This is a genomic window from Streptomyces sp. NPDC001843 (genome assembly GCF_042891955.1).
Taxonomy (GTDB): domain Bacteria; phylum Actinomycetota; class Actinomycetes; order Streptomycetales; family Streptomycetaceae; genus Streptomyces.
In genome coordinates, this window is the sequence record NZ_JBIATQ010000004.1 from 532,891 (window position 1) to 557,029 (window position 24,139).

At 69.6% G+C, this 24,139-nt stretch carries 23 protein-coding genes and 1 pseudogene; 9 read left to right on the forward strand and 15 right to left on the reverse strand.

Features of this window, described 5'->3' with window-relative positions; all coding sequences use genetic code 11:
* Positions 1-9 precede the first annotated feature (9 nt).
* A complete protein-coding gene (locus ACFYZQ_RS13850; RefSeq protein ID WP_389146026.1) occupies positions 10-465 on the forward strand; it encodes a (2Fe-2S)-binding protein in 456 nt (151 codons plus the stop codon).
* A gap of 29 nt (positions 466-494) precedes the next feature.
* On the opposite strand, the gene ACFYZQ_RS13855 is transcribed toward ACFYZQ_RS13850, so the two are convergent.
* On the reverse strand, positions 495-1,430 hold the full coding sequence (locus ACFYZQ_RS13855) for a serine hydrolase (protein ID WP_389146029.1): 936 nt from the start codon (positions 1,428-1,430) through the stop codon (positions 495-497).
* Positions 1,427-2,431: a LysR family transcriptional regulator gene (locus tag ACFYZQ_RS13860; RefSeq protein WP_389146032.1), complete on the reverse strand. Its 1,005-nt coding sequence runs from the start codon at positions 2,429-2,431 to the stop codon at positions 1,427-1,429. The genes ACFYZQ_RS13855 and ACFYZQ_RS13860 overlap by 4 nt, the downstream gene beginning before the upstream one ends.
* A gap of 81 nt (positions 2,432-2,512) precedes the next feature.
* Here ACFYZQ_RS13860 and bla point away from each other — a divergent pair, with 81 nt between their 5' ends.
* Positions 2,513-3,433: a class A beta-lactamase gene (gene bla / locus ACFYZQ_RS13865; protein ID WP_389146035.1), complete on the forward strand. Its 921-nt coding sequence runs from the start codon at positions 2,513-2,515 to the stop codon at positions 3,431-3,433.
* 299 nt (positions 3,434-3,732) lie between these two features.
* On the opposite strand, the pseudogene ACFYZQ_RS13870 reads toward bla, so the two are convergent.
* From ACFYZQ_RS13870 to ACFYZQ_RS13895, 6 genes and pseudogenes are all read right to left on the reverse strand, one after another.
* Positions 3,733-3,960, reverse strand: a pseudogene (locus ACFYZQ_RS13870) (Fe-Mn family superoxide dismutase); the annotation flags it as partial.
* A 414-nt stretch (positions 3,961-4,374) separates the two neighbouring features.
* On the reverse strand, positions 4,375-5,292 hold the full coding sequence (locus tag ACFYZQ_RS13875) for an alpha/beta fold hydrolase (protein WP_389146038.1): 918 nt from the start codon (positions 5,290-5,292) through the stop codon (positions 4,375-4,377).
* Positions 5,293-5,485: 193 nt separating this feature from the next.
* Positions 5,486-6,466 (reverse strand): VOC family protein, encoded by a 981-nt coding sequence (locus ACFYZQ_RS13880; RefSeq protein ID WP_389146041.1) that lies wholly within the window; start codon positions 6,464-6,466, stop codon positions 5,486-5,488.
* Positions 6,467-6,915: 449 nt separating this feature from the next.
* Positions 6,916-8,196 carry a glutamate-cysteine ligase family protein gene (locus ACFYZQ_RS13885; protein WP_389146044.1) on the reverse strand — a complete coding sequence of 427 codons (1,281 nt, stop codon included), beginning with the start codon at positions 8,194-8,196 and terminating at the stop codon, positions 6,916-6,918.
* A gap of 64 nt (positions 8,197-8,260) precedes the next feature.
* Positions 8,261-9,178, reverse strand: coding sequence for a hypothetical protein (locus ACFYZQ_RS13890; protein WP_389146046.1), 918 nt, complete (start codon positions 9,176-9,178; stop codon positions 8,261-8,263).
* Positions 9,179-9,290: 112 nt separating this feature from the next.
* Positions 9,291-10,100, reverse strand: a complete 810-nt coding sequence (locus tag ACFYZQ_RS13895; RefSeq protein ID WP_389146049.1) for a glutathione S-transferase family protein — start codon at positions 10,098-10,100, stop codon at positions 9,291-9,293.
* A gap of 158 nt (positions 10,101-10,258) precedes the next feature.
* On the opposite strand from ACFYZQ_RS13895, the gene ACFYZQ_RS13900 reads away from it, so the two are divergent.
* Complete coding sequence (locus ACFYZQ_RS13900; protein WP_389146052.1) at positions 10,259-10,876, forward strand: TetR/AcrR family transcriptional regulator; 618 nt, start codon at positions 10,259-10,261, stop codon at positions 10,874-10,876.
* Between the two features lie 97 nt (positions 10,877-10,973).
* Positions 10,974-11,153: a hypothetical protein gene (locus tag ACFYZQ_RS13905; protein WP_389146055.1), complete on the forward strand. Its 180-nt coding sequence runs from the start codon at positions 10,974-10,976 to the stop codon at positions 11,151-11,153.
* Between the two features lie 550 nt (positions 11,154-11,703).
* On the opposite strand, the gene ACFYZQ_RS13910 is transcribed toward ACFYZQ_RS13905, so the two are convergent.
* The 4 genes from ACFYZQ_RS13910 to ACFYZQ_RS13925 form a co-directional block, all read right to left on the reverse strand.
* Positions 11,704-12,690: an aldo/keto reductase gene (locus ACFYZQ_RS13910; protein ID WP_389146058.1), complete on the reverse strand. Its 987-nt coding sequence runs from the start codon at positions 12,688-12,690 to the stop codon at positions 11,704-11,706.
* Between the two features lie 284 nt (positions 12,691-12,974).
* Positions 12,975-13,832, reverse strand: a complete 858-nt coding sequence (locus ACFYZQ_RS13915) for an aldo/keto reductase (protein ID WP_382570404.1) — start codon at positions 13,830-13,832, stop codon at positions 12,975-12,977.
* A complete protein-coding gene (locus ACFYZQ_RS13920; RefSeq protein WP_382570402.1) occupies positions 13,829-14,263 on the reverse strand; it encodes a cupin domain-containing protein in 435 nt (144 codons plus the stop codon). The genes ACFYZQ_RS13915 and ACFYZQ_RS13920 overlap by 4 nt, the downstream gene beginning before the upstream one ends.
* Before the next feature lie 70 nt (positions 14,264-14,333).
* On the reverse strand, positions 14,334-14,654 hold the full coding sequence (locus ACFYZQ_RS13925) for a carboxymuconolactone decarboxylase family protein (protein ID WP_382570399.1): 321 nt from the start codon (positions 14,652-14,654) through the stop codon (positions 14,334-14,336).
* 226 nt (positions 14,655-14,880) lie between these two features.
* On the opposite strand from ACFYZQ_RS13925, the gene ACFYZQ_RS13930 reads away from it, so the two are divergent.
* Positions 14,881-15,771, forward strand: coding sequence for a helix-turn-helix transcriptional regulator (locus ACFYZQ_RS13930; RefSeq protein ID WP_389146063.1), 891 nt, complete (start codon positions 14,881-14,883; stop codon positions 15,769-15,771).
* A gap of 29 nt (positions 15,772-15,800) precedes the next feature.
* Here ACFYZQ_RS13930 and ACFYZQ_RS13935 read toward each other — a convergent pair whose 3' ends face one another.
* Entirely contained in the window at positions 15,801-16,670 is an 870-nt protein-coding gene (locus ACFYZQ_RS13935; protein ID WP_389146066.1) for a helix-turn-helix domain-containing protein, read from the reverse strand.
* A gap of 315 nt (positions 16,671-16,985) precedes the next feature.
* Between ACFYZQ_RS13935 and ACFYZQ_RS13940 the strand changes: the two genes are divergently transcribed.
* From ACFYZQ_RS13940 to ACFYZQ_RS13950, 3 genes are all read left to right on the forward strand, one after another.
* A complete protein-coding gene (locus tag ACFYZQ_RS13940; protein ID WP_389146069.1) occupies positions 16,986-17,864 on the forward strand; it encodes a helix-turn-helix transcriptional regulator in 879 nt (292 codons plus the stop codon).
* Positions 17,865-18,223: 359 nt separating this feature from the next.
* Positions 18,224-19,477 (forward strand): MFS transporter, encoded by a 1,254-nt coding sequence (locus tag ACFYZQ_RS13945; protein ID WP_389146071.1) that lies wholly within the window; start codon positions 18,224-18,226, stop codon positions 19,475-19,477.
* Positions 19,478-19,571: 94 nt separating this feature from the next.
* The gene (locus ACFYZQ_RS13950; protein ID WP_382570386.1) at positions 19,572-20,432 is read left to right on the forward strand and encodes an aldo/keto reductase; all 861 of its coding nucleotides are present in this window, start codon (positions 19,572-19,574) and stop codon (positions 20,430-20,432) included.
* Positions 20,433-20,672: 240 nt separating this feature from the next.
* Here ACFYZQ_RS13950 and ACFYZQ_RS13955 read toward each other — a convergent pair whose 3' ends face one another.
* Positions 20,673-21,461 carry a substrate-binding domain-containing protein gene (locus ACFYZQ_RS13955; RefSeq protein WP_389146074.1) on the reverse strand — a complete coding sequence of 263 codons (789 nt, stop codon included), beginning with the start codon at positions 21,459-21,461 and terminating at the stop codon, positions 20,673-20,675.
* A gap of 78 nt (positions 21,462-21,539) precedes the next feature.
* On the opposite strand from ACFYZQ_RS13955, the gene ACFYZQ_RS13960 reads away from it, so the two are divergent.
* Positions 21,540-21,755 (forward strand): hypothetical protein, encoded by a 216-nt coding sequence (locus ACFYZQ_RS13960; RefSeq protein WP_382570381.1) that lies wholly within the window; start codon positions 21,540-21,542, stop codon positions 21,753-21,755.
* A 493-nt stretch (positions 21,756-22,248) separates the two neighbouring features.
* Here the strand turns inward: ACFYZQ_RS13960 and ACFYZQ_RS13965 are convergent, their stop codons facing one another.
* Entirely contained in the window at positions 22,249-24,138 is a 1,890-nt protein-coding gene (locus tag ACFYZQ_RS13965) for a TniQ family protein (protein ID WP_382570379.1), read from the reverse strand.
* Between the last annotated feature and the right edge of the window lies 1 nt (position 24,139).

The following is a 24,139-nucleotide window of genomic DNA, read 5'->3' on the forward strand; positions in this document are numbered from 1 at the left end:
AAGGTGCCGATGCCCTCCTACTCCTTCGTCCTCAACGGCAAGCCCGTCACCGTCGAGGCGCCCGCCGGCATGCCGCTGCTGTGGGTGCTGCGGGACCTGCTGCACGTCACCGGACCCAAGTACGGCTGCGGTGTCGGTGTCTGCCGCGCCTGCACCAGCCATCTCGACGGCGAGGAGGTCCAGCCCTGCGTCGTGCCGGTCGCCGACTGCGCGGACCGCGAGGTCACCACCATCGAGGGCCTGGCCGACGGCGACACCCTGCACCCCGTGCAGCAGGCCTGGCTCGACCGCGACGTCGCCCAGTGCGGCTTCTGCCAGCCGGGCCAGATCATGGCCGCGGCGGCCCTGCTGAAGAAGACGGCCGACCCGACCGACGCCGACATCGACCGGATCGAGAACGTGTGCCGCTGCGGCACCTACTCCCGGATCCGCGAAGCGATCAAGAAGGCCGCGGCCACCGGGTGACGTCTGCGGGCCCGGTGACCGCCGGCGCCTCAGCGGCGCAGCGCCTCGAAGGCCTGCCGGGCGGCGATCCCGATGGCGAGGTCGATGTCGGGTGCCAGGCTCGCCCGCCGGTCGGAGCGGGTGAGCGCGGCGATGGCCACCCGGTCACCGGACTCTGCCTCCACCACGCCGATCTCGTGCCGCAGATGAAGAAACGTGCCCGTCTTGCCGCTCACCCGGACGGTGTCCGCGCGCAGTTCGCTCGCCAGCCGGTGCGCGAAGACCTGCAGCCCCATCAGCCGGCGCAGTTCCGCCGTGGCGTCGCCATGGGCTATCTCGTCCCGCCAGACGCGCTGCAGCAGGGTGACGAGCGCCGTGGCGGACCCCAGATTGGCGTGGGCCGGGTCCAGAGTCTCGATGGTGTGCCGCCCCGAGCGGTCGTCGCGGATGGCGAGCTCCAGGGCGAGCGAGAAGTCGTTGCCCGCGGCGCCCGCCGCGCATCGGTACATGCGGTCGAGCCGGTGCCGCACCCGGATCCCGGGGCATCCCCAGGCGCCCAGGCGGGCGTCGGCGTCCGCCACCGGGACGAGGTCGAGCAGTGCGTCGGCGGCGGCGTTGTCGCTCACCGAGAGCATGAGGAAGACCAGGTCGCCGACGGCCACGGTGGCCGGGTGCCGGAAGGCCGCGAGACCGGTGGGCCCGACACTGCTGGTGGCCGGGTCGACGGTCACCTGCCGGCCGGCGTCCAGTTCCCCGGCCGCGATCCGGTCCAGCACGACCAGCGCCAGCGGGACCTTGACCACCGAGGCGAGGGGCACCGGCTCGTCGGCGTCGAAGCCGAGTTGCTCACCGGTGTCGATGTGACGGGCGAGGAACGAGCCGCGGACACCGGTCTCCGCCCAGTCCGCGGCGATCGCCTCGGCGACGTCGAGGAGGACGGCGTCGTCCCCGACGCAGGCCGGACGCCGACCGGGCCCGGCGCTCATCCGCGCGCCGCCAGCCGCGACGAGGCGCCCTCCGCGGACGCCCAGGACGACGCGGGCCCCTCGTCCGCCGATGCGCCGATCGCGGCCGCCAGCAGTGCGACAAGCCAGTCCGGCACGGCCGCCGCACCCTGACTCCGGTCCGACCCCGGCTCGTACCCCCGGTGCAGCGACGCGTCGGCCAGCCGCGCCCACCGCGCACCGTTCCGACGGGCGAACGACTCCGCGCACAGCAGCGTCACCCGCCCGGCGAGGGTCTCGGCGAGCGCGGTGGCGGACGGCCCGGCCGGACGGACCACGTGCTCCGGCAGCCCGGCCCTGGCCGCCGCACGACGCAACCGGTCCTGGGCGTGCGGGACCTGGTCCTCCGCCATGGTGAGGATCGGCTGCGCGGCCCGCCGCTCGCGCGGCGCGCCGCGACCGCGTGCCGGGCGCAGATCCTCCAGGTGGACCGTGCGCCGACGGGACTGCTGCCGGAGCCCTGCCGCGCCGGGAGGCGCTTCGTCCGGCGCGTTCGGCGGCGCCGAAGCCAGACCGAGCGGCACACGCAGGGCGGCGTTCTCCGGGGGGACGCGCAGCAGCGCGTACGTCAGGGACCCGGCGGCCAGGCCCGCGACCCGCTCGGCCGGGGGCAGTTCGTGCACGCCGAGCGGAATGCCGTGCTGCGTACCGGCTCGGATCACCCGCGCCAGCGCCGCCGGGCCGCAGTCCGCGGGGACGCCCACGCCGCGTACCGCCGTCTGCCGGGCCGATCCCGCGACGTGTCGCAACCGCTCGGCCCGGTCCAGCACGTCCCTCGCGTACGGCAGGAGGAGCCGGCCGAACTCGGTGACCGTGACCTGCCGCCGCGAACGGTCGAACAGCAGGCCGCCGAAGTGTTCCTCCAGCGTCTTGACGCGTCGGCTCAGGAGCGGCTGTGCGATACCGAGGCGGTCGGCCGCGCGGGAGAAGCCGGCCTCGTCGACGGCCGCCACGTACGCCTCCAGATGTGCGAGCAGATCCACCCTGCAGTCATATCAACTAGTTATGGAGCGTTGAAAGTTCACTCTTGGACATGGGAGAGGTCCGGCTGTTTCGCTGTGCGCATGACCACTGCAACCCCTTTTCCGCGACGTGGCCTGCTCAAGGCCGGGCTCGCCGTGTCCACCGCCGTTCTCGCCTCCACCGCGTCGGCACCGACCGCGTCGGCCGCGCAGAACTCCGCATCGAGCGACATGGAAGGCGAGTTGCGCGACCTCGAACAGAGGTACTCGGCGCGCCTGGGCGTGTTCGCGCGCAATCTCCGCACCGGGCAGGTCGTTTCCCACCGGGCGGGGGAGCGGTTCGCGATGTGCTCCACGTTCAAGGCGTTCGCCGCGGCGGCGGTCCTGCGCGACCACGACCGCTGTGCGCCGCTGGACAAGGTGATCCACTATCCGCCGGCCGACGTGGAACTGAACAACTGCCCGGTCACCAAGGAGCACGTCGAGACCGGCATGACGGTCGGCGACTTGTGCGCCGCCGCGATCCAGTACAGCGACAACGCGGCGGGAAACCTGCTGCTGCGTGAGATCGGCGGACCGGCCGGCCTCACACGGTTCCTCCGTTCGATCGGCGACCCGGTCAGCAGGCTCGACCGCTGGGAGCCCGACCTGAACTCCGCCGTTCCCGGCGACCTGCGCGACACCACCACGCCGGAGGCGATCGGCGGCAGCTTCACGCGGCTGACCGTGGGCCGGTCCCTGGCGGACGCCGACCGCGGACAACTCGTCGCCTGGCTGAAGGGCAACCGGACGAGCGACGAGCGGTTCCGCGCCGGGCTGCCTCGGAACTGGGTCGTCGGCGACAAGACGGGGACCGGTGACTACGCCACCGCCAACGACATCGGCGTCGCCTGGACCAGCAGGAGAACACCCCTCGTGCTGGCCGTGCTGTCGTCGAGGGCCGCACCGGACGCGACGGTGGACGACGCGCTGATCGCCGACACGGCACGCGTGCTCGCCCGCACGCTCGCGCCGGGGGAGTGAGGCCGGATGTGACTTTGATCGATAGATGGCGAGGCTGAGCTCCCGAAGCACAAGGTGGGAGCGTTTCGTTGATTCCTTGTTGGCGGGCCTGTTGAACGTTAGTTGGCGAGTCCGGGCGTGTGGTGGTCACGTTCTGTGGCGAATCAGGGGTTCACATATTGCTCGTGAGGATGAGTGCGTAACGCTGTGGGGGATCTTGAGCGGATGCGTTTCTGATCTTGGCTGGACGGTCGCCGAACGAGGCGGGCCGGGAAGCCGTGGTGGCTTCCCGGCCCGCCGGGTGGTGCTGTGCTGCTGGGTCAGGCGCTGGTTGCTGCGGTGTAGCGGGCGGTGACATCTTCCCAGTTGACGAGGTCCCAGAGCTTGGTGACGTAGTCGGGGCGGACGTTCTTGTATTGCAGGTAGTAGGCGTGTTCCCAGGCGTCGAAGACCAGGAGCGGGGTGCTGCCCTGGCCGACGTTGCCGTGGTGGTCGTAGACCTGCTCGACGATCAGGCGCTTGCCGAGGGGTTCCCAGGCGAGCACGCCCGGCTCGCAGCTCCCACAGATATCGATCAGCTCCAACGGCGTATCACCCTGCTGGAACAGCAGTTGGCCGACAAGCAGGGTGAACTCGACGAACGCTCTCAAGAGCTCGACGCGGCCCGCGCAGCTAACCGGGAGCTGACCCGGTCGCTGAACCACTCCGCACCCGTCCGCGGCCAGACGTGAACTGCCGTCCGTTCCCGACGCCCGTTCAGCCAGTGGGTTCCGGCCAGCATCCCTGGCGCCGACTGCGATGATGCGCTTGCCAGCCACGGTGGATCTGCTGGGGGCAGGGGCGCCGCCCGAAACAGGGCAGCACTCGCCCGGTGGGAGGCCGTCACATGGCTCATCACTCATTCCAGGAGGCCCTCACCCGTCGCGTTCCCGCAACGGGCACGAGGGCGGGGACGGTATCGGTCAGCGGAAGAAGTCGAGCAGTGCCTTGGTGATGGCGTCGGGGGCTTCTTCGGTGACGAAATGGCCGGAGCCGGGAATGATCAGTCCGGTGACGTCGGTGGCGACTTCCCGCATGACGTTTTCGACGCCGGCGCCGACCGAGAACTCTCCGCCGATGGCGAGCACCGGTATGTCCAGTGGTCCCTCCTGCTGCCAGGCGGTCAGCAGGGGTGCGTGGTCGGCGCGGTAGAACTCGAAGCTGGCGTGGAGTGCGGCCGGGTCGCGCAGTGCGTCGACGTACACGTCGACGGCGTGGGGCGGGATGGCGTCGGGTGTGGCGGCCTTGGAGGCAAACTGGTGGCCGAAGTAGATCTCCTCGCGTCCGGCGACCATGCGTTCGTTGATGTCCGACAGGCGGTTGAAGACGAAGTGCCACAAGATCTCGTTGGTGGCCGCGTCCGCGACGAGCGGCGGGGACTGGGAGATGCCCGGCAGGATCGCCTCGGCGACGGCGAGGCGGGTGACGCGCTCACGGTGTTTGGCCGCGAGTGCGTACCCGATCATCATGCCCAGGTCGTAGCCGGCGACGGCGTAGCGGTCGTGGCCCAGCGCGGCCATGAGTCCTGCCAGTTCGTCGGCGAGGGTGGCGCAGTCGTACCCGGTGGTGGGCTTGTCGCTGGCGCCGACACCGCGGATGTCGGCGGCGATCACGGTGAAGTGCTCGGCGAGTGCGGGCATCACCAGTCGCCAGCCGTACCAGAACTGGGGCCAGGCGGGGAGCAGGAGCAGTGGCGGGCCCTCGCCGCCTACGACGGCGTGTACGGCGACGCCGTCGACGTTGACGATGCGGCTGGTGAAGGTGTCGGTGAAGCCCGGTGGCAGGTGCGGAACGGTGTCGACGGTGTTCGGCACGGCGTCAGTGCTGGGCTGGCTGGGCATGGGTGCTCTGCTCTCTATGGTGATGCGGCCGTCGCATGGCGAGGACCTGTTGATGATTGGTGTGCGTATGGTCGGGATCGGCGGCGGGCGGAGGGTGATGTCCCCTCTGCCCGCCGCCCGGTCTCCTGGCCCGCCCGGATGAGGGCGGGCGGTGTCTCTTCTTCGGGCCGGGGCGCTGTTGGAGGCGGCGGCGTCAGGGTCGCGACCGCGTGGTCGGTTCTCTGTCGGACGTCGGCTCGAATCCGTGGATCTTTTCCAGATCCCTGTCGGGGATGGTGATCAGCTCGACGCTGAGATCGTCGGCGCCGAGGAGATAGCGGGCGCGGGCCGTCCCGTGTGACATCTCGGGGAGCAGCCGGTAGCCGCCGTTGCTGATTTGCTCGGTCACGGTCTCGTAGTCCGCGACGCTGCGGGATCCGAAGGCGACGTTCACAAAACCCTGGTCGGAGAGCTGGTAGTTCGCTGGGAGCGGTCGCGGGATCCGCTCGGTGTACTGCACGAGTTCGATCAGCAGGCCGTCCAGATTGCCGTCGGTGGACAGGACGGCGGACCGGGTTGCGCTGGCGAGGGAGCTCCACAGGGCCTCGTCGGCCGGATCGTGCAGGGTGGTTCCGGTGTCACGCAGGCCCAGGCCGCCGGAGAAAAATTCCTTCGCCTTGTCGAGGTCGCTGACGACGGCCCGGACGAACCCCGTGGTCACCTGGGCCCGGCGGACCTCGTGCGGGCCGAATCCGGGGGTGCGTTCGCGCAGTTCGAGCCAGACGCCCTCGGGGTCCCGGGTGACGACCCTGCCGTCTGTCCCCTCGCCGAGGACGGGGCCGATCGGGGCTCCCGCTGCGCGCAGCCGCGACAGGGCGGCGTCCAGGTCGTCGACGTAGAGCCCGACCAGTGCCCAGCCGGCGTCGCTGGGGTGGCGGTCGGTCGGCTGGGAGACCGGGTCGTGGAAGCGGAAGAACTCCAGCTGGAAGAGGTCGGCGTTGTCGACCATCTTGACGAGGTCGGTGCGCAGCGAGGGCAGCCCCATCGTGGCCCCGGATCCGGCGCCGCCGCCGTTGACGCCATCGGCCGGAAGAAAGCCGAGGACGTCGCGGTACCAGGCGGTGGTGGCCTCGATGTTGAGGGCGCTGAACGCGATCTGGACCACCGGCATCGCAGTGCGGGGGGAGGTGGTCATCGTTATCGGGCTCCTTTGAGCAGTTCGCCTTGGCCGGGGCGGGACATTCTGTGACGTGTGTTTGGGGATGGGCGGAGGGGGGCCGGGCGGGGCTGGGGGAGATGCCCCGCCCGGCGGCTCGGGGTGGGTTCAGACAGCGAAGCCGCCGTCGAGATTCGAGCTGGTGCCGGTGACGAACCGGGCCTCGGGCAGGCGCGGTAGGCGATGCCGGCAGCTCGGCGTAGTCACCGACCGGCACGATCTGCTTGAAGGTTTCCGCGAACGGGCCATCGGCTGTCTTGGTCAGCGCGTAGACAGCGACGCCCGGCGCTGGGACGGAGTCGGCGTTGACGCAGCCGACGGTGATGACGCGGCAGCGGGGCGCGGCGGTCTGGACGGTGGTGAAACGCTGCGGACGTCCGGGGCCGACGTGTCGGCCTCCTCTGCGCCCTCGACTGCGAAGTGCCGGTTCAGGTGGTGCAGGCGAGGTCGGGCGCGGCTGCGAGAGTCGTGATGGGTGGCGTGGAGGGCGATCGCCGAACGCTCATGCCGGTCAGGTCGATGGGCAGTGGCAGCCACGTGTGGGAGCCGGGGGCGAGGTGCCGCGCGGTGAACCTGTCGAGGAAGGAGTCGAGCAGGTCGACGTGTTCGCGGGTGTCGGCCACGTGCGGCGCGTGCGCTGACAAGACGCTCGACAGGATGGCCGCGGCCTCGGCGAGCCGTGGGTGATGCAGTCCGTGCCGGGCCGCATCGAGCCAGAGGTCGCTGGTGTCGGGCAATCGTGCGTGGAGTTCCTCGCGGACGCCTGACTGACCGATGGTCGCGACCGCCAGCGCGGCGGCGGCACGCTCGGCGCGGGGCAGGGCGTCCAGGACCCGCAGTTCCATCCAGCCTCGGGGGCGGATGGGCGGGAAGAGCGTGGTGAGGTGGTAGCGGAAGTCGTCGATCGTGGGCCACCCCAACTCGTGGCCGCGGTGCATCCACTGACGGAAGGTCATCGGCTCGCTCACCCCGACGCCTCCTGGACGTCCCGGCCCCTGGGTGGGGATGAAGAACACGAGCGCATCGAGCGCATAGCGCAGCCAGCTGCCGCTGGGATCGTTGGACATCGGGACCGGCCGGGTGCGGGTGGGGTCGATGTTCCACCAGATGCCCTGGCGCGCCGATTCCCATGTGGCGCCGGAGGCGTCGACGGCGCGGGAGTTCGCGAACATCGCGATCAGTACCGGTGCGGTCAGGTTGAGGACCCGCCACCGGCTGAGAGGGTCCGCGGGATCGTTGCTGATGTTGACCTGCACGGAGGAGGTGTTGGTCATCATCCAGCGGCCCGCGGCGCCCTGGCGGTCGAAGTGCTCGTTCATGGCCCGGTAGCGGGGCTGGTCGAGGATGCGGACGGGGTCGCGCACGTCCACGGCTCGGCTCTCGGCCCGCAGGCTGAGTCGCGACAGCCGCTGCTCGAGCACGGCGGCGTCGGTTTCCACGGCGCGGATCGCGTGCGAGACGGATGGCTGAGGGGCCGAGGACAGTTCGATCTGGCCGCCCGGCTCCACGGTGAGACGTCCTGCCTCGGGCAGCGGGGAGTCGGCCAGGGTCAGCAGCTGGCCCAGGTCGGGGCGGGCCACCGGGTCCGCCGCCGGATGGACAGCCCACTCGGTCTCGAGTCCCAGCAGGTCGTCCTTGGTCGCGGCGAACATGGCGTCCGTGACCTCACGCAGCTTCTCGTGCGTGATCGAGCGGTGTGCTGCCGGCATGGCCGGCTCCTTTCGGGGTCCGTGGCGGAAATGCGGTGTGCCGTGCGGCTGACGCCCGCGGCTGCTAGGCCGTCTTCTCGATGAGGTCCCACAAGGCGGTCTGGGGCTTGTCGCCGTACAGCTCCTCGATCTGGGAGAACCCCACGGAGGAGGTGATGTTGATCTCGGTGACGTGATCGTCGATGACGTCGATGCCGCAGATGTAGATCCCCCGCTCGACCAGCTTCGGCCCCAGCAGGCGTGCGAGTTCCTCCTCGCGCGGGGTGAGCGTCGTCGGGTGGATCGAACCGCCCTGCGCGATGTTGGCGATGTAGCTGCCGCGCTTCGGGATCCGGACGAAGGCTCCGGCCACGTCACCGCCGATGAAGAAGATCCGCTTGTCGCCCGCGGTGATGCGGGGCAGGAACGCCTGAGACACGAGCGGGGGGCTGCCCGCGGCCAGCCGGGCCCTGACGAGTTCCTCGTCGAACGCCGCTGAGGTCACCCTCGCGATGCCGCGTCCGCCGTACTCGTACAACGGCTTGATGACGACGTCGTGGTGACGGTCGGCGAAGTCGCGGATCTCGTCGACGTCGCGGCTGATCAGGGTGGGCGGCGTGAACTCGGGGAACTCAAGGGGGAAGATCTTCTCCGGGAAGCGGATGATGCTCTCCGGGTCGTTGATGACGAGGACCTCGTCCTTGATCCGGTCCAGCAGGTACAGGGTCGTGAGGTAGGACATGTCGACCGGCGGGTTGGGCCGGAAGTGGATCACGTCCATGTCCGCGAGGTCGATGCGCAGGTGTTCCTGTCTGCCGGCCGCGTCGGCGCCCGTGTACCGGCGGGCCTTGGCGATAAGGCGCCCCTCGACCTGGCTGACGTCGGCGGGATCAACCTCGTGGACCGTGTGGCCGCGCACGAGCGCCTCGTCGGCGATCTTGGTTGTGTCCTGGGAGGCGTAGGTCCCCAGCTTCTCGGAGATGACGGCGACGGCGAGGGGCATGGCACTTTCCTGTCACGGGACACCCTGACGTGTCCGGGGGGCGGGGGCCGGTGGGCCGGCGTGGACGTCGCCGTGCCCGCCGGCCCACCGGGATGGGTCAGCTCGTGGCGCTTCAGGCGGGGTCGAAGGCCAGCTTGAGCTCGGGGTACCAGGTCTCCTGGATGGTCTGGACGTAGCGGCCCAGGTTCGGGATCGTCCGCACGAAGTCGGTGATCTCCGGGTGCATGCCGCGGGCCTGGAAGAACGCCTGGATGAAGCCGAACAGCGTCGCGTCGTAGGAGCTTGGGGCGTCGTTGCCGAGCAGGAAGCGGTTCTCCCCCAGGATGACCGAGATGGCCTCGAAGTCCTTCTTGGCCTTGTCGATGATCTCGGCGTGCGTGTACCGCGCGATGCCCTGGTCGTAGCAGCGCTTGCGGAAGTCGTCGCGGCGGACCTGGATGGCTTCCTGGATCTCGGCCGGCAGCACCGACGTGTCACCGATCGTGTTGCTGATGATGAAGTCGAAGCCCTGCTGGTCGAAGAACTCGAAGTAGATGATGATCCAGTAGAGGTGGTCCTCCAGCGTGCGCTTCACGGCGTGGCCGATGGCCTTCTGCTGATCGGTGAGGTGCGTGTCGGGGTCGGAGACCGTCCGCTTCAGCCAGTCGATGATGAGCTGGGAGTCGGAGATCCTGGTCTCCCCGAGGGTGATGTACGGCACCTTCCCGCGCGGGCCGACGTCGGGGATGGGCTCGGCGACGACCTTGTGCTTGACGTCGAAGAGGCGGAAGTACGTCTCCAGCTTGGCGGCGTACGGCGACAGGCTGGTCACGTAGGCCGCCAGCTCGCTCTGGCCGAGGGTCACGGCGTGCAGCTCGAACTCGGTGTCGCGGTCGACCTGGAGGTCGTCGTAGGGGTTCTCGTAGAGCGGGTACTGCTTCACTTTCGGCTCCATCAGTGCTGGTCGGCCCCATCGGGCTCGCTGAACGGGGAACCTCGCCGGGTTCGGACGAGGCCTCGCAGAGTGATCTCGTTGACCCCTCGAGGCGATTTATGTACCGTAGCGCATAGAAATCGCTCGAGGCAAGGATTGAATGCGAGATGGTACAAAAATCTGGAGAGGTTGCCGCGCGGCCCCGGGGCCGGCCCCGGAAGTTCGACGAGGCGGAAGTCGCCGAGCGCATGCGGGACGTGTTCTGGAACAAGGGCTACGCGGCCACGGCGCTCGACGATCTGGTAGCCGCGTCACAGGTCAACCGGCCGAGCCTGTACGCAGCGTTCGGCAACAAGCACGCGATCTACCTGCGCGTGCTCGAGGACATGCGGGCCGTGTCGATCGAAGGGATCGAGACATACCTGGCGGGGGACGACCCGCTGCCCACGGCGCTCCACGACTTCCTCCTCGCCGCCGCGGAGAGCACACTGGCCGGCGACGAGGGTGCCCGCGGCTGCTTCATCGTGTGCACCGCAGTGACCGAGGCACTCCAGGACGCCGACACGCGAACGATCGCGGCGCGCTACGTCGCGGACGCCGACCGCGTCTTCCGGGAAAGGTTCGAACGCTCGGCCGACGAGCTGAAGGTCGGTGTCGATCCCGCGTCGGCAGCGGCGATCGCCTCGGCGGTGCTGCAGTCCCTGGCGATCCGCGCGCGGACCGGCAGCACGCGCGAGGACCTGGTTCGCATCGCCGATGCCGCGGTCACCGTCATCTGCGGCTAGGACGGCGCCCTCGCGGTCCCTTTCGCCTGGCTCAACTGCGAAGAGTCGTCAGACGGCGCACGATCGCGGGGGCGAGCGTCTTCTCAGGCAGACTCCGATGGCCAGAACGGGACGGCCTCGCTTCTTCGACACCGAGGAGGTGCTGGACGCGGCGACGCGGCTGCTCTGGGCCGAGGGCTACGAGGCCGGGGTCGCCATCCTGGTGGCACGGTTCGCCCGTGCCCCCAGGTTCGCGCACCCGGGCAGGACTCCGGGGCCCGGTCGGCGGCGGGCTTGAGCGAACGAGCGGATCTACGGTCCGCGGCGGGAGCGTGCGGAGGAGGCGAAACGGAGTCGGCCCCCGCGCATCTGCGGTACCTGACCACCATGGTGGAGAGGGGCGGCAAGGAGCGGTTCGACGCCGAGTTCGCCATCGCAAGGGCGCCGGCACCGGGCCGCTTGCTCCCCTGAGGGCGGACCGCGGCCGCCGCGAAGGGGTTCGTTGCGCCGTGTCGGCGTTACGGTCCTCGGTCACCGGGACAGCGACTGGCGCTATGTGCCCGCTGCGCGATGCCGAGGGCGCGACAGGCTGCCCCGGTCCGGGCCGGGTCCTTCCGTTCGGGCTCGCCCGCATCCGGGCCGCTGGCTTCCCGGTCGGCCTTCACCAGTGCGGGTTGCACCCATGTTCCGGGGCGATAGCTGCTTCTTTGGCTCCCCTCCCCGCAGCGAACGGCCGTCACCAATAGGTCATCTGGAATCCCATCCAGGGCGGCGGGCGGATGGCGCGTGCGACGGGCCCCGTGGATCAGGCGGGCCAGATCACAGGCGCAGGAGAGCGGGCGCCCCTCTCACCCGCCGACGAGGCGCATGTGCTGGTCGTTGTAGCGGTCGCCGTGCACGCCGAGGCGGGCCGCCACGGCGTCGAGGTCCGCGATGTCGTCGGCGGACAGGGCGACCTGTGTCGCGCCGGCGTTCTCCTCCAGGCGCTCGGTGCGGCGGGTGCCGGGGATCGGAACGATCCAGGGCTGCTGGGCCAGGAGCCAGGCCAGGGCGACCTGCCCGGAGGTGGCGTTCCTGGCGCGGGCGAGCGTGGCGACGTGGTCGACCAGGGCCTGGTTGGCGGCGAGGTTGTCCTCGTTGAACCGCGGGATGGTGGCGCGGATGTCGCCCTCGGTGAACGCGGTGGTGGTGTCGACGGTGCCGGTGAGGAAGCCCTTGCCGAGCGGGCTGAACGGCACGAACCCGATGCCGAGTTCGGCGAGCGTGGGCAGCACCTCGGGTTCGGGGTCGCGGGTCCACAGGGAGTACTCGCTCTGCACGGCGGTCACCGGGTGGACGGCGTGGGCCTTGCGGATCGTCGCAGCTGAGGCTTCGGACAGCCCGAAGTGGCGTACTTTGCCCGCTTGGACGAGTTCGGCGACCGTGCCCGCGACGTCCTCGATGGGGACGTTGGGGTCGACCCGGTGCTGGTAGAAGAGGTCGATGGTGTCCGTGCGCAGCCGGCGCAGCGAGGCGTCGGCGACCTTCTTGATCTGTTCGGGCCGGCTGTCGAGCCCGACCGACGTGCCGTCCTCGATGTGCCAGCCGAACTTGGTGGCGAGGACGACCTGGTCACGCACCGGCGCGAGCGCCTCGCCCACGAGTTCCTCATTGACGTAGGGGCCGTAGACCTCGGCCGTGTCGAAGAACGTGATGCCCCGGTCGACGGCGGCGCGGAGCACGCCGATCATGTCGTGGCGGTCGCCGGGGTTGGGGCCGTAGCTCTGGGACATGCCCATGCAGCCCAGACCGATCGCCGAGACCTCAAGGCCCTGGCCGAGTGTGCGGATGTGCATCGTGATGCTCCTTGTGCGGTGACGGTGTGAGGAAAACCTGGGCTGTACGCGCGGATTCCGCTCGCGGCGCGAGAGTGCCGCCGACGGGGTCAGGTGGGCGGGGCTGGCGCGGGCAGGTGCTGGTCGGCAGGCCAAGAGCCGAGGATGCTCTGAGACACCTGGCGAGACACGTCGACCAGGTGCGACGGTCAACGCAGTCGCAGACGTGTGACTGCGCGTCCGAGCGGCTCGGTAGTGCCGTCAGGACCGGACCCGTGCCAGCGCGTGGTGGCGCTCGTCTGGCGTCACTTGCCGCTGTAGACGGGGAAGGCGCTGTGCTCTCCGTAGTCCACGTCGCGCAGGTCCCGCAGGGCGTCCATGTCCTCGTCGGAGATCTCGAAGTCGACTGCGGCGTTGGACCGCATGTGGTCGGGGTTCGCCGTCTTGGGCAGCGACACGGCGCCCAGCTGCAGGGTGTAGCGGATGCACAGCTGCGGGACGGACACGCCGTACCTCTCTGCCATCGCCTGGACCTCGGCGTGCTTCAGGATCGCGCCGTGGGCGATCGGCGAGTACGCCTCGACGAGGATCTGCTTGCTCTCGCAATAGGCCAGCAGCTGTGAGGGGGTGTTGCCGGCGTGCACGAGCAGCTGGTTCACATGCGGGACGACGGTCGCGCCCTGCAGGATGTTCTCCAGGTCGTGCTGCTGGAAGTTGGAGACGCCGATGGACCGGATCTTGCCGGCCTGGTGGGCTTCCTCCAGGGCACGCCATGCCTCGCGGTTGCCGTGGGCGTAGTCGCCGCCGCGGAAGTCGTCCCACGGCTGCGGGCTGTGGATCAGCATCAGGTCGACATGGTCCAGGCCCAGCTTGGCGAGAGAGCCGTCAATCGCGGCCAGCGCCTGGTCGTAGTCCTTGATCTCCGCTGCGAGCTTGGTCGAGACGAACAGCTCGTCACGGGGTACTCCCGAGGTGCGCACCCCCTCGCCGACGCCGCGCTCATTGCCGTACGCCTGGGCGGTGTCGATGTTGCGGTAGCCGATCTCGACGGCTGCGCGGACCGCGTCGGGGGCCTTGTCGTCGTCGATGAACCAGGTGCCGAGCCCCAGCTTGGGAATCTCGACGCCGTGGGACAGCATGTACGTTTCGTCCTGGATGGTCATGCGTTCGCTCCGTTCCTCGGCAGCGCTCCGTACACCTCGTCGGTGACCGGTTCGAGCCACTCGTTGCTGACGTCGTCGCCCGGCGTGATGAAGGCGACGTGGGAGAACCACGAGTCGGCCTTCGCACCGTGCCAGTGCTTCGTGCCCGCCGGGACGCGGATCACTGTTCCCGGCTCCATGCTGACGGGGTCCTCGCCCTCGGCCTGGTACCAGCCGCTGCCCGCCGTGCACAGCAGAATCTGGTCACCGCCGCCGCCCGTGCCATGGTGGATGTGCCAGTTGTTGCGGCAGCCCGGCTCGAAGGAGACGTTGCTGACGGGGACGCTCCCCGAGGCGAGCGGAGCCAGGTAGCTCTGGCCGATGAAGTACTGCGCGAAGGCGTCGTTCTTCTCCCCCAGGGGGAACATCTGATCAAATTCGTTGACAGCCATCTCGTTCTTTCCTTTGATTCGATCCGCCCCGCCGACCGTGCGGGGCATCGTTGCGCAGCATGTGCCGTGATCAGGCAGAACGCTCGTCCGCGATCTTCTTCAACTGGGTGATCGCGGTCATGGCGTTGGGCCATCCGGCGTAGAAGGCCAGGTGCGTGATCGCCTCGGACAGCTCCTCCACCGTGAGTCCGTTGTCCAGCGCCACGCCCAGGTGGTAGGGCAGCTGCTCGCTGCGGTACAGCGCGGCCAGCACGCTGACCGTGACCAGGCTGCGGTCCCGCGGGGCGAGCCCGGGGCGCTCCCACACATCCTGGAAGAGGACTTCGTCGGTGACCTCGACCAGCTTCGGCGCGATACCGGCCAGTTCCCGAGGTGCGGACTGCTGTGCCATGAGGTGACTCCCTGCAAAGGTGCGAACACGAGGACGCGGCGTTGCCCACTGCCGGCCAGAGAAGCCGACGGGCATCCGCAGGAGGGTTTCCCCCGCCTCGCGGATGCGGACCGCATCCGCTGCCACCATCGAGGCAACCGCAGCTCACAGCCGTACGGAAGGCACTGCCGTTACAGGTACTGGCAGAACCCCCCAGGGCTGTTCCACCCGGCCTAGCGTGGACCGCATGGACGCCGCCCACGAGATCCGAGAGTTCCTCGCCACCCGCCGCGCGAAGATCACCCCGCAGAAGGCCGGGCTGCCGGCCTTCGGCGGCGCGAACCGCAGAGTGCCCGGGCTGCGCCGCGAGGAAGTCGCCATGCTCGCCGGTGTCAGCATCGACTACTACGCCCGCCTGGAACGCGGCCAGCTCGCCGGCGCCTCCGAGGAGGTCCTCGACGCCCTCAGCCGGGCCCTCCAGCTCGACGAGGCAGAACACGCCCATCTGCACGATCTGGCCGCCGCCCAGCGTCACCGACCGCCGCGCCGCGCCGCCCGCAAGGCCAAGACTGCCGTCCCGGCCAGCCTCACCCGCGTTCTGGACTCCATGACCGACGCCCCGGCCTTCATCCGCAACGGCCGCCTCGACATCCTCGCCGTCAACCCGCTCGGGCGGGCCCTCTACGCTCCCCTGTTCACCGGCTCGGGCCGCCCGGTCAACATCGCCCGCTTCCAGTTCCTCGACCCCACCAGCCGCGGCTTCTTCCCCGACTGGAACGCCGCCGTCCACACCACCGTCTCCCTGCTGCGCACCGAAGCCGGCCGAGCCCCGGGCGACGCCGAACTGACCGGGCTGATCGGCGAGCTCGTCACCCGCAGCGACGAGTTCCGTGCGGCCTGGGCCAAGCACAACGTGCGCCTGCACCACACCGGCCGCAAGCCTTTTCGCCACCCGGCCATCGGCGAGATCACCCTCGACTTCGACACTATGGAGCTGCCCGCACACCCCGGCCTCACGCTGACCGCCTACAGCGCCGAACCAGGCACACCCGACCACGACGCGCTCCGCCTGCTCGCATCCTGGGCCGCGACCAGCCCGGACGAAGCCCACCAGGACGCCCCCGTCCCTGACCAGTAGCCCGCCGAACGCGTTTCGACCCAGCCCGCTCAGCTTGGCTCGACGCGCGCGGAGAGCGCATGCTGCGCATCCGCCCAGTCGGCCAACTGCCGCACTCCCTCAGCCGACGCACTGCCCGGATCCGGCGTCAGGACCGACAGCATCAGATCCGGCCGCCCCGGCAGCGTCAGTGTCTCGAACGGCAGGCTCAGGCGCCCCACCGCTGGATGCTGGTACTCCTTAACCCCGCTCCAGTGCAGCCGCACATCGTGATCGCGCCAGCACCGGGCGAACGGCTCACTGGCCTCCGACAGCTCCTGCACCAGGTCTTTCATTCCCTGGTCGTCGGACATCATCCCGGCCCCCGTCCGCAACAGCGCGACCGTGTTGCGGATCGATGTCTCCCAGTCGTAGAAGAACGACCGCGCCGCCGGATCGAGGAACTTGAACCGCGCGATGTTCACCGGCCTCGCCGACGCCTCCGCGAGAACCGGTGCGTACAGCGCGTAGCCGAGATGATTCGCCGCCACCAGGTCCAACCGTCGGTTCCACACGAAGGCCGGCACCGCAGTCAGTGCGTCCAGCACCCGCTGCACCCCCTCCGGCACGCCCTCCTCCCGCGCCACGAGTCCCCCACCGCGGCTCGCACGAGCAAGATCAAAGAGGTGGGACCGCTCCGCTGCATCGAGTTGCAGTGCATCGGCCACCGCATCCAGCACAGAATCCGACGCTCCCGCCAAGTGGCCGCGCTCCAGGCGCACGTAGTAGTCGACGCTGACGCCGGCCAGCAGAGCGACCTCCTCCCTACGCAATCCCGGGACCCTGCGACGGGCTCCCAGCGCAGGCAACCCCACCTGCCGCGGCGACACCCGGCCACGCCGCGACACCAAAAAGTCCCTGATCTCCCGCTGCCTGTCCACCCCACCACACTAAGCACCACAGCCCCCACCGCCGCCCACGCACCTCACAGACACGATCGAGTCAAATACCGATCGGCCTTGCGCTGGGGAACCCCGATACCGTCACGGCCTTCGAAGAGCCGACGGCCACCGTCGCGTCCAGCCCGCGGACTATGAGCGGCAAAGAAGAGTGTCCCGAAGTTCAGGCCGACTGCGGCCGGGTCGACGACAGCGCGGTAGCGAGGAACTCCACTCGGCCCTGTCGTGGGGGTCCGTGCTGTGAGGGGTACTGACAGGGACCCCCACTGGCCACTGTGTTTTCCTACGCTGGGATCCATGGACAACCGGGCCGAAGTCAGCGCATTCCTCAAGTCCCGCCGCGCCAAGATCACACCCGAGCAGGCGGGCATGCCGGTGTACGGGCAGCGGCGGGTGCCCGGGCTGCGCCGTGGTGAGGTCGCGATGCTGGCCGGGATGAGCGTTGAGTACTACACGCGCCTGGAGCGCGGCAATCTCAGCGGGGTCTCCGACAGCGTCCTGGACGCCCTGGCCCAGGCCCTGCGCCTGGACGACACCGAGCGGGATCACCTCTACGCCCTGGCCCAGGCGGCCAATACCAGCCCGGCCCGGGTCCGGCGCCGCCCGAAGAAGGTCACCGTGCGGCCGAGTGTGCTGCGCATCGTCGAGGGCCTGCACGACCAGCCGGCGTACGTGCGCAACAACCGGATGGACATCCTGGCGGCCAATCCGCTCGCCCGCGCTCTGCACAGCGAGGTGTTCGAGGTGGAGCCGGTCAACACCTGCCGGTTCGTTTTCCTCGACCCGCGGGCCACCCGCATGTATCCCGACTGGGAACGCGTGGCCCGCCAAGGCGTGGGCGTGCTGCGCGTCGAGGCCGCCAAGAACCCCTACGACCGTGAACTGTCGAACTTGATCGGTGAATTGTCCACCCGCAGTGACGCCTTCCGCACGATGTGGGGCGCGCACGACGTGCACGTCTTCACCGGGGGAACCAAGCGGTTCCACCACCCGGCGGTGGGCGAGATGGAGCTGGTCCACGAGACGCTGGAGCTGCCCGGCGACGAGGGGTTGTCACTCACCGTCTACAGCGCCGATCCGGATACCCCGGCCGCGGACGCCCTGAAGCTGCTCTCCAGCTGGGCGGCGAGCCAGGACCGGGACGCGGTCGCCTCGCACGCCGACACCGAACGCTGACACCGAGCCCGGCGCCTCCCTTCAGACCTCTCCATCCCAGTACCGCCCCTGTGCCGATCGGCCTGCTGCACTTCACGCCCGTCACAACGGCGTCATGTCAGTTCCGGCGAGCAGGACCGCCCTCTTCTGTGCTGCGGCCGTTTACCCCGATTCGCCCTATGCACGCTCATGTTCTCGGCATGAGGGGGTCCCTGCTGTTACCCCTCACAAGCGTGCCTGGATGCCGGGCTTGGCTGCTGGTTACGTGGAGTGCAGCGGGCCTGAAGCGTTCCGCCCGCACAGCCTTGGGCGCGCATGCCGCTTTGCCGGAACGCCTTCGGATGACCGGGCCCGCGCAGGCTCTCTTGAAAGGATCGTCAGTGAGTTCCCCCTCGTCCACGAAACCGGACACCTCGGCCGCCGCACCGCTCACGGGTGACGGCAGCAGGGCAGTGCCTGCCGGGAAGGTCAAGCTGCCGCCGGTGGTGTGGTTGCTGGGTGCCATCGCCTTCATCATGGGCACCAGCGAGTTCGTCGTCTCCGGCCTCCTGCCGGAGATTTCGGGCGCGCTCGGTGTCAGCGTCTCCAGCGCCGGGACGCTGATCACCGCCTTCGCCGTCGGCATGATGATCGGCGCGCCGGTGATGTCCGTCGCGACCCAGCGCCTGCCGCGTCGCTCGGCCCTGGTAGCCGCGCTGCTGGTCTTCGCCGCGGGCCACGTCGTCAGCGCGCTCAGCTCCAGCCTGGGGCTCGCGCTCGTCGGCCGGGGCGCTGCCGCTCTGGGCAACGGCACCTTCTGGGCCGTCGGCGCGGTGGTCGCGACGGCCGCCGCGGGACCGGCGGCCAGTACCCGCGCCATGGGTGTGATGGTCGGCGGCATCACCCTCGCCAACATCGTCGGCGTCCCGCTCGGTACGGCAGCCGGCCAACTGGGCGGCTGGCAGGCCCCCTTCTGGACGCTCGCCGCGCTCGCGGTGGCCGCCGCTGCCGTGGTGGCCCGCCAGGTGCCCGCCGACAGCACACGTGCCGACAGCTCCCTGCGCGCGGAGGCGGCAGCGCTGGGGCATCCGCGCCTGTGGCTGGTCTACCTGGCCATCGCGCTCATCCAAGCCGGCATCATGGCCGCCTACAGCTACGTTGCCCCCCTGCTCACCGAGCGGGCCGGGCTCGCGACGACCGTGGTGCCGCTGGCGATGCTCGGCTTCGGCCTCGGTGCTCTGGGCGGCACCTCTTTCGGCGGACGCGTCGGCGACCGCCAGCCCTACACCACGCTGATCCCGGCCACTGCGGTCACGGCCGTGCTCCTGGGCGCCATCACCCTGTGGGCGACCAGCAGCGTCCTGGCCGTGTTCCTGGTCGTGCTGCTCGGCGCAGCCGGCTTCGCCTGCAACCCCATCGTGGTCGGCGAGGTGGTCCGCATCGCCGGAGCCGGCCGCTCCCTGCCCATGGCCCTGGCCACGTCCGCGTTCCAGGTCGGCATCGCCACGGGCTCCTGGCTCGGCGGCATCGCCCTGACCACCAGCCTGGGCCTCAAGGGCCCGTCGCTGACCGGCTTCGCCTTCGCCCTGGCAGCCCTGCTGCCACTGGGCCTCCTGGCCGCCTCCCGTCGCACGACGGGAGCAGCGCAGGGCTGACACCGAACCGGGGGCGCCGGCTTCCCCGGTACCACATCCCCGGTTCCGGTCCCACACCCCCATCTCTGAAACCCGTACACGAGAAAGGCCCCCCATGACCAGCAAGGTCCCCCAGGTTTCCCTCGACAACGGCGTGCAGATGCCGATCCTCGGTTTCGGCGTCTTCCAGATCCCCGAAGCCCAGACCCAGCAGGCGGTCGAGGCCGCGCTCGAAGCCGGCTACCGCCTGCTCGACACCGCCGCGGCGTATGAGAACGAGCGAGCCGTGGGCCGGGCGATCGCCGCCAGCGGCATCCCCCGCGACGAGCTGTTCATCACCACCAAGCTGTGGGTCCAGGACTACGGCCTGGAGAGCGCCAAGGGCGCCTTCGACCGTTCCCTCGACCGCCTCGGTCTCGACCACCTCGACCTCTACCTGATGCACCAGCCCTTCGGCGACTACTACGGCGCCTGGCGGGCCATGGAGGAACTCAACCGGGCCGGGCGCACCCGGGCGATCGGCGTCAGCAACTTCTACCCTGACCGGCTCGCCGACCTCATCGCCCACAACGAGATCGTCCCCGCGGTCAACCAGATCGAGACGCACGTGTTCTTCCAGCGCGCGGGCGACCAGAAGCTGATGCGTGAGTACGGCGTCCAGCACGAGTCCTGGGGACCGCTCGCCGAAGGCGGTCAGGGCTTCTTCGACAACCCCGTGCTCGTCGACATCGCCCGCGCCCACGACAAGTCCGTCGCCCAGATCGCCCTTCGCTGGCTCGTCCAGCGCGAGATCGTCGTGATCCCGAAGTCGGTGCGGCCCGAACGCATGGCAGAAAACCTCGACGTCTTCGACTTCCAGCTCACCTCCGACGAGATGGCACGCATCGCCGGCCTGGACACGGGCCGCAGCCACATCTTCGACCACCACGACCCCGAAAAGGTCACCTGGCTCGGCGGGGTGCGGTTCGACACCTGATGCCGCGCCGCGACTCGCTCTCGTAGTCACCCACTCGCAGTCACCTCCCCGGCCACCGGATGGTCGGCCGGGGGACCGCTCGGCCCGGAGACCTACGGCACCGCTCCGTCGTCCTCCAGCCGCATTCACAGGAAGCAACCTCCATGAGCCTGCGTCTCCCTCCCGTATGCGGCTCGGCGTCGACGCCTCACGCTGGCGGCCCGGCCGTGGACCGGCGCGCCACCAGCGTGGGAGAGAGGGTTACCTTGACCGACGGACGGGCCGGTCGGCGATCCGCTCCAGGAGAAGTCGTACGGCGTTCTGGCCCATCTCGCGACCGGCCTGGTCGACGCTGGTGAGGGAGATCGGGCCGAACGCGGCGAACGTGGTGTTGTCGTAGCCGGCCACCGAGAGGTCGCCGGGCACGGACAGCCCGGCTTCGGTGACCGCTTCGAGCACGCCCACGGCGACGATGTCCGCTCCGGCGACGATGTCCGCTCCGGCGAAGACGGCCGTGGGCCGGACGGGGCGGGCCAGCAGCTCCTTCGTGCCCCGGTAGCCGCCGTCTTGGGTGTAGCTGGTGGAAACGACGTCGATCCACTCCTCCAGTCCGTGCTGCCGCATGGCCTGGCGATAGCCGTCGGCGCGGCGGGCGTTGGGCATCTCCGTAAGGCGCGTCGGGTCGGTCTCGTGATGCTCGATGTGGGCGATCCGGCGATGTCCGAGTCCGGCCAGGTGGCCGACGACCAGAGCGGCGCCCTCGACGTCATCGTCGGCCACCGTGTCGTACGCAGGAGACGAGCCGTGGCGGCCGACGACGACGGTCGGCACTGCGGTGCCGACGCGCTCCATATGGGCGCGTGAAGAGATCGGTGCAACCAGGATGATGCCGTCCATGCCGCGGTCGATCATTGCCTCGGTGACGCGGGCCTCCTCCTTCTCCCCGTTGCGGCCCGGGCCCAGGAGCACCTGGTACTCGGTGTCCGCGAGCGAGGCGGTGACGCCGTCAAGAATCTCGGGGAAGAAGGGGTTACGGATGTCGGGCAGCATCACGCCGATGGTGTACGTCTGTCCGCGCAGGCCCCTGGCGTCGGCGTTCCCTACGGCGAGATCAGGAGCGAGTGGAAGGTGGAGGACGGCGGCAGGGCCCTGGTGTACGACGCGGTCGTGCCCGCCAACAGCGAAGCGACGCTGCGCCTTTCAGCCGTCTCCGCCGATGCCGTCTATGAAGGACGGACCCCGCTGGCCCGAGTGGACGGAGTACGTCTCCTCGGCCACAAGGATGGCGTGGCCTCGTACCGGCTGCCCTCGGGCCGCTACCACTTGACCGCCAGGCTCGGCTGATCTGCAGACGCCTGACCGGTCGACGCCCGTCGGACAGGTGTCTGGCGCTGGGCCCCACCACCCTAGCCGCCGTCCTGGAGCGCATCTGCCAGGAGGCGCGCGTGCGCGCGGAGCGCGAGGCTCCGGCCGGCGTTCGTGGTCGGTTCGTTCGCGACCTCGGACAACACCTGCGCCAGCTGCCGTACGGGCCCGGCCCCGGTGTGGCACGCGGCAGAGTGAGCCGTCGCTCTGCAACAGGGCGCCACCGCTCGTTTCAGCGATGGCGCACACATGTTGCACCGGATACCGTTATCTACACTGGCACTGAGCTGCACTGAGTCGATGAACTCCGCCTCGCACCGCATCTCTTCTCCCAGAGAAGCTTGACGTAGTCGTAGGGCATGTCGGGAAGCGCGTAGGTGCCCATCAGGCACGTCCCCTTTCCGGGTGAGTGATCGTCTTCTCACCCGGCGCCCGCCGATTCCGGCCGGCCCCGCTCTAACCCCCGACAGCGTCACGCAGTGAGCGAGTCGGAGTAGCGGATGAGGGCTGCTTTGAGCGTTCTGAAGAAGATGCTGCACGTGGGGTTGCGGAGGAGCCTTCGGACCCGGGTTTCCCTCTGCGATGTGGGCTCGTCGCCTCCTGGCGCCAGCTCAGTGCTGGTGGGGGCCAGGCTCCACTCACTGCCGGTGACGCGGGACCAGATGAACTTCGAGGAGCAGCCGCGCAAGAAGCTGGCCGGATAGGAGAGCACGTGGTGGTATCCGTGTCGGCGGCGAAGTTCTGCTTCGATGTCTGCCCAGGCGTCCGTGCCCAGGGTCCAGCCGCCGAAGCGGAGCCGTCTGGAGCGGTAGTCAGTGTGCTGCTGGACCTGGGAGACGTGCTGTGCGAGGGCGGTGAAGGATGTGGCCAGGTCTTCGCTGCGCCAGAACCGGTAGTGGCTGTTGTAGCGGATTTTCAGGCCTTTGCTCCTGCTGTCACCTCGGTGCCAGTGCTCGGGGAGACCAAGGAAGCTAACGGCGTCGTTGAAGGGCATGTCGGCCGCGATCTGTACTAGTTGAACGGCTGCATAACGGCGGAATGCGATGCTGCGGGCCATCGCCTGGACGGATAAGCCCGTGAACATCACGGAGAACCAGTCGTCCGGCAGCCACTGCGGAATGTGATCCGGCTCGAAGTGGCCGATCCGGGCCGGGATGACGGCTTGACGGGCCCGTCGGCGGGCTGTTGCGAAGTAGTGGGACCCCGGGGTGAACTGCGTGGGGACCGCGCTGATCACGCGTTCTTGAAGCAGGCGTGAGCCGTGTCCTTGCAGAAGCCGCCAGGTGTTTCCCCAGCCGCTCGTCCGCTCGGCTGGCGCGGTGCTCAGCAGCACGCGGAGCGCATGCTCAAGCGCGTCCGGGGGCAGGGCCAGAAGGCGGGAGCTGATGTCGAGAAGTCCAGCGGTCGCAATGGCGGACCGCGGCGGCGTCACCCAGAGGTTCCCCCTCGCGATGTGCGTCATCGCTTCCGGATCCGCCTGGCGCACTTCGGCGACGTGATCGTCCAGGGCGGTGGCAAGGGGGTGCTCCGGCGTGACGGTAGCCGCGGCGGGCCAGGTCGCGCAGACGATCGCAGCGACGACCTGGAGATCGCTGAAGGCGGTGAACGCGCTGGCGGCGTCGTGCGAGGGATGGAGCAGGCCCAGCAGGCGCTGCTGCAGTCGGATCACATCGACGCTGGGCGGGGGTGAGGGGGCGATGTGCCCGGGGGCGTCCATCCGGTCACCGCAGAGATCGGAGGCCCGGGAGCCGACGACGTTGCGGCACTGAGCCGGGTGCAGACCCCCGATCGTCGCGGACGCGACGAGCTTGAGCGTGCCGGTCGGGTGTCCGCAGTGAGCCGGCATCTCGCAGGCAGGGCAGGCGTCCTGCAGAAAGATCCGGTGCTCGGTGCAGAGAAACACCACACCCAGGCGCCACTGCAGCTTCCAAGCCCCGCCGTGGCGACGTTGGATGTCGCTGCCGTCACCGGCCAAACAGAAGGGACAGTAACGGGTGCTGGCGCCCAGCAGCCACGGAGGGAAGTAGCCGCGAGGCCGCAGCTGGGAGGGGTCACTTGGCCGCGTCAGGGCCTCAGCGACGGGCGGAAAGCGCCCGAAGAGCGGTCGCATGGTGAGCTGGTCGGCCTGCTGGGGCAGCAGGCGGAGAGAACTCGCGAAGCGGTCGCGGTCGCTGGAGGTGAGCATCAGCAGGTGACTGGTGGTCGACCTGCCGATATGAACCTTCCCGCCGTGAACCAGGCCCGTCACCATGGACAGGCGCCCTGGCGAGAGGTCCAGGCGGTGGGCCAGCCGCAGGAGAAGTCCCGGAAGGCTTTCCCCTGGCAGGGGCAGCAGGCTCCGTGGGAGCGGGCGGTCGTCCACC

Bases quoted from the DNA above. Each gene is read 5' to 3' on its own strand.
- ACFYZQ_RS13955 (WP_389146074.1), bottom strand. From the start codon at position 21,461: ATGCTGCCCGACATCCGTAACCCCTTCTTCCCCGAGATTCTTGACGGC.
- ACFYZQ_RS13850 (WP_389146026.1), top strand. From the start codon at position 10: ATGCCCTCCTACTCCTTCGTCCTCAACGGCAAGCCCGTCACCGTCGAG.
- ACFYZQ_RS13930 (WP_389146063.1), top strand. From the start codon at position 14,881: ATGGACGCCGCCCACGAGATCCGAGAGTTCCTCGCCACCCGCCGCGCG.
- ACFYZQ_RS13925 (WP_382570399.1), bottom strand. From the start codon at position 14,654: ATGGCACAGCAGTCCGCACCTCGGGAACTGGCCGGTATCGCGCCGAAG.
- ACFYZQ_RS13890 (WP_389146046.1), bottom strand. From the start codon at position 9,178: ATGCCCCTCGCCGTCGCCGTCATCTCCGAGAAGCTGGGGACCTACGCC.
- ACFYZQ_RS13940 (WP_389146069.1), top strand. From the start codon at position 16,986: ATGGACAACCGGGCCGAAGTCAGCGCATTCCTCAAGTCCCGCCGCGCC.
- ACFYZQ_RS13885 (WP_389146044.1), bottom strand. From the start codon at position 8,196: ATGCCGGCAGCACACCGCTCGATCACGCACGAGAAGCTGCGTGAGGTC.
- ACFYZQ_RS13950 (WP_382570386.1), top strand. From the start codon at position 19,572: ATGACCAGCAAGGTCCCCCAGGTTTCCCTCGACAACGGCGTGCAGATG.
- ACFYZQ_RS13900 (WP_389146052.1), top strand. From the start codon at position 10,259: ATGGTACAAAAATCTGGAGAGGTTGCCGCGCGGCCCCGGGGCCGGCCC.
- bla (WP_389146035.1), top strand. From the start codon at position 2,513: ATGACCACTGCAACCCCTTTTCCGCGACGTGGCCTGCTCAAGGCCGGG.
- ACFYZQ_RS13880 (WP_389146041.1), bottom strand. From the start codon at position 6,466: ATGACCACCTCCCCCCGCACTGCGATGCCGGTGGTCCAGATCGCGTTC.
- ACFYZQ_RS13855 (WP_389146029.1), bottom strand. From the start codon at position 1,430: ATGAGCGCCGGGCCCGGTCGGCGTCCGGCCTGCGTCGGGGACGACGCC.
- ACFYZQ_RS13915 (WP_382570404.1), bottom strand. From the start codon at position 13,832: ATGACCATCCAGGACGAAACGTACATGCTGTCCCACGGCGTCGAGATT.
- ACFYZQ_RS13875 (WP_389146038.1), bottom strand. From the start codon at position 5,292: ATGCCCAGCCAGCCCAGCACTGACGCCGTGCCGAACACCGTCGACACC.
- ACFYZQ_RS13905 (WP_389146055.1), top strand. From the start codon at position 10,974: ATGGCCAGAACGGGACGGCCTCGCTTCTTCGACACCGAGGAGGTGCTG.
- ACFYZQ_RS13920 (WP_382570402.1), bottom strand. From the start codon at position 14,263: ATGGCTGTCAACGAATTTGATCAGATGTTCCCCCTGGGGGAGAAGAAC.
- ACFYZQ_RS13910 (WP_389146058.1), bottom strand. From the start codon at position 12,690: ATGCACATCCGCACACTCGGCCAGGGCCTTGAGGTCTCGGCGATCGGT.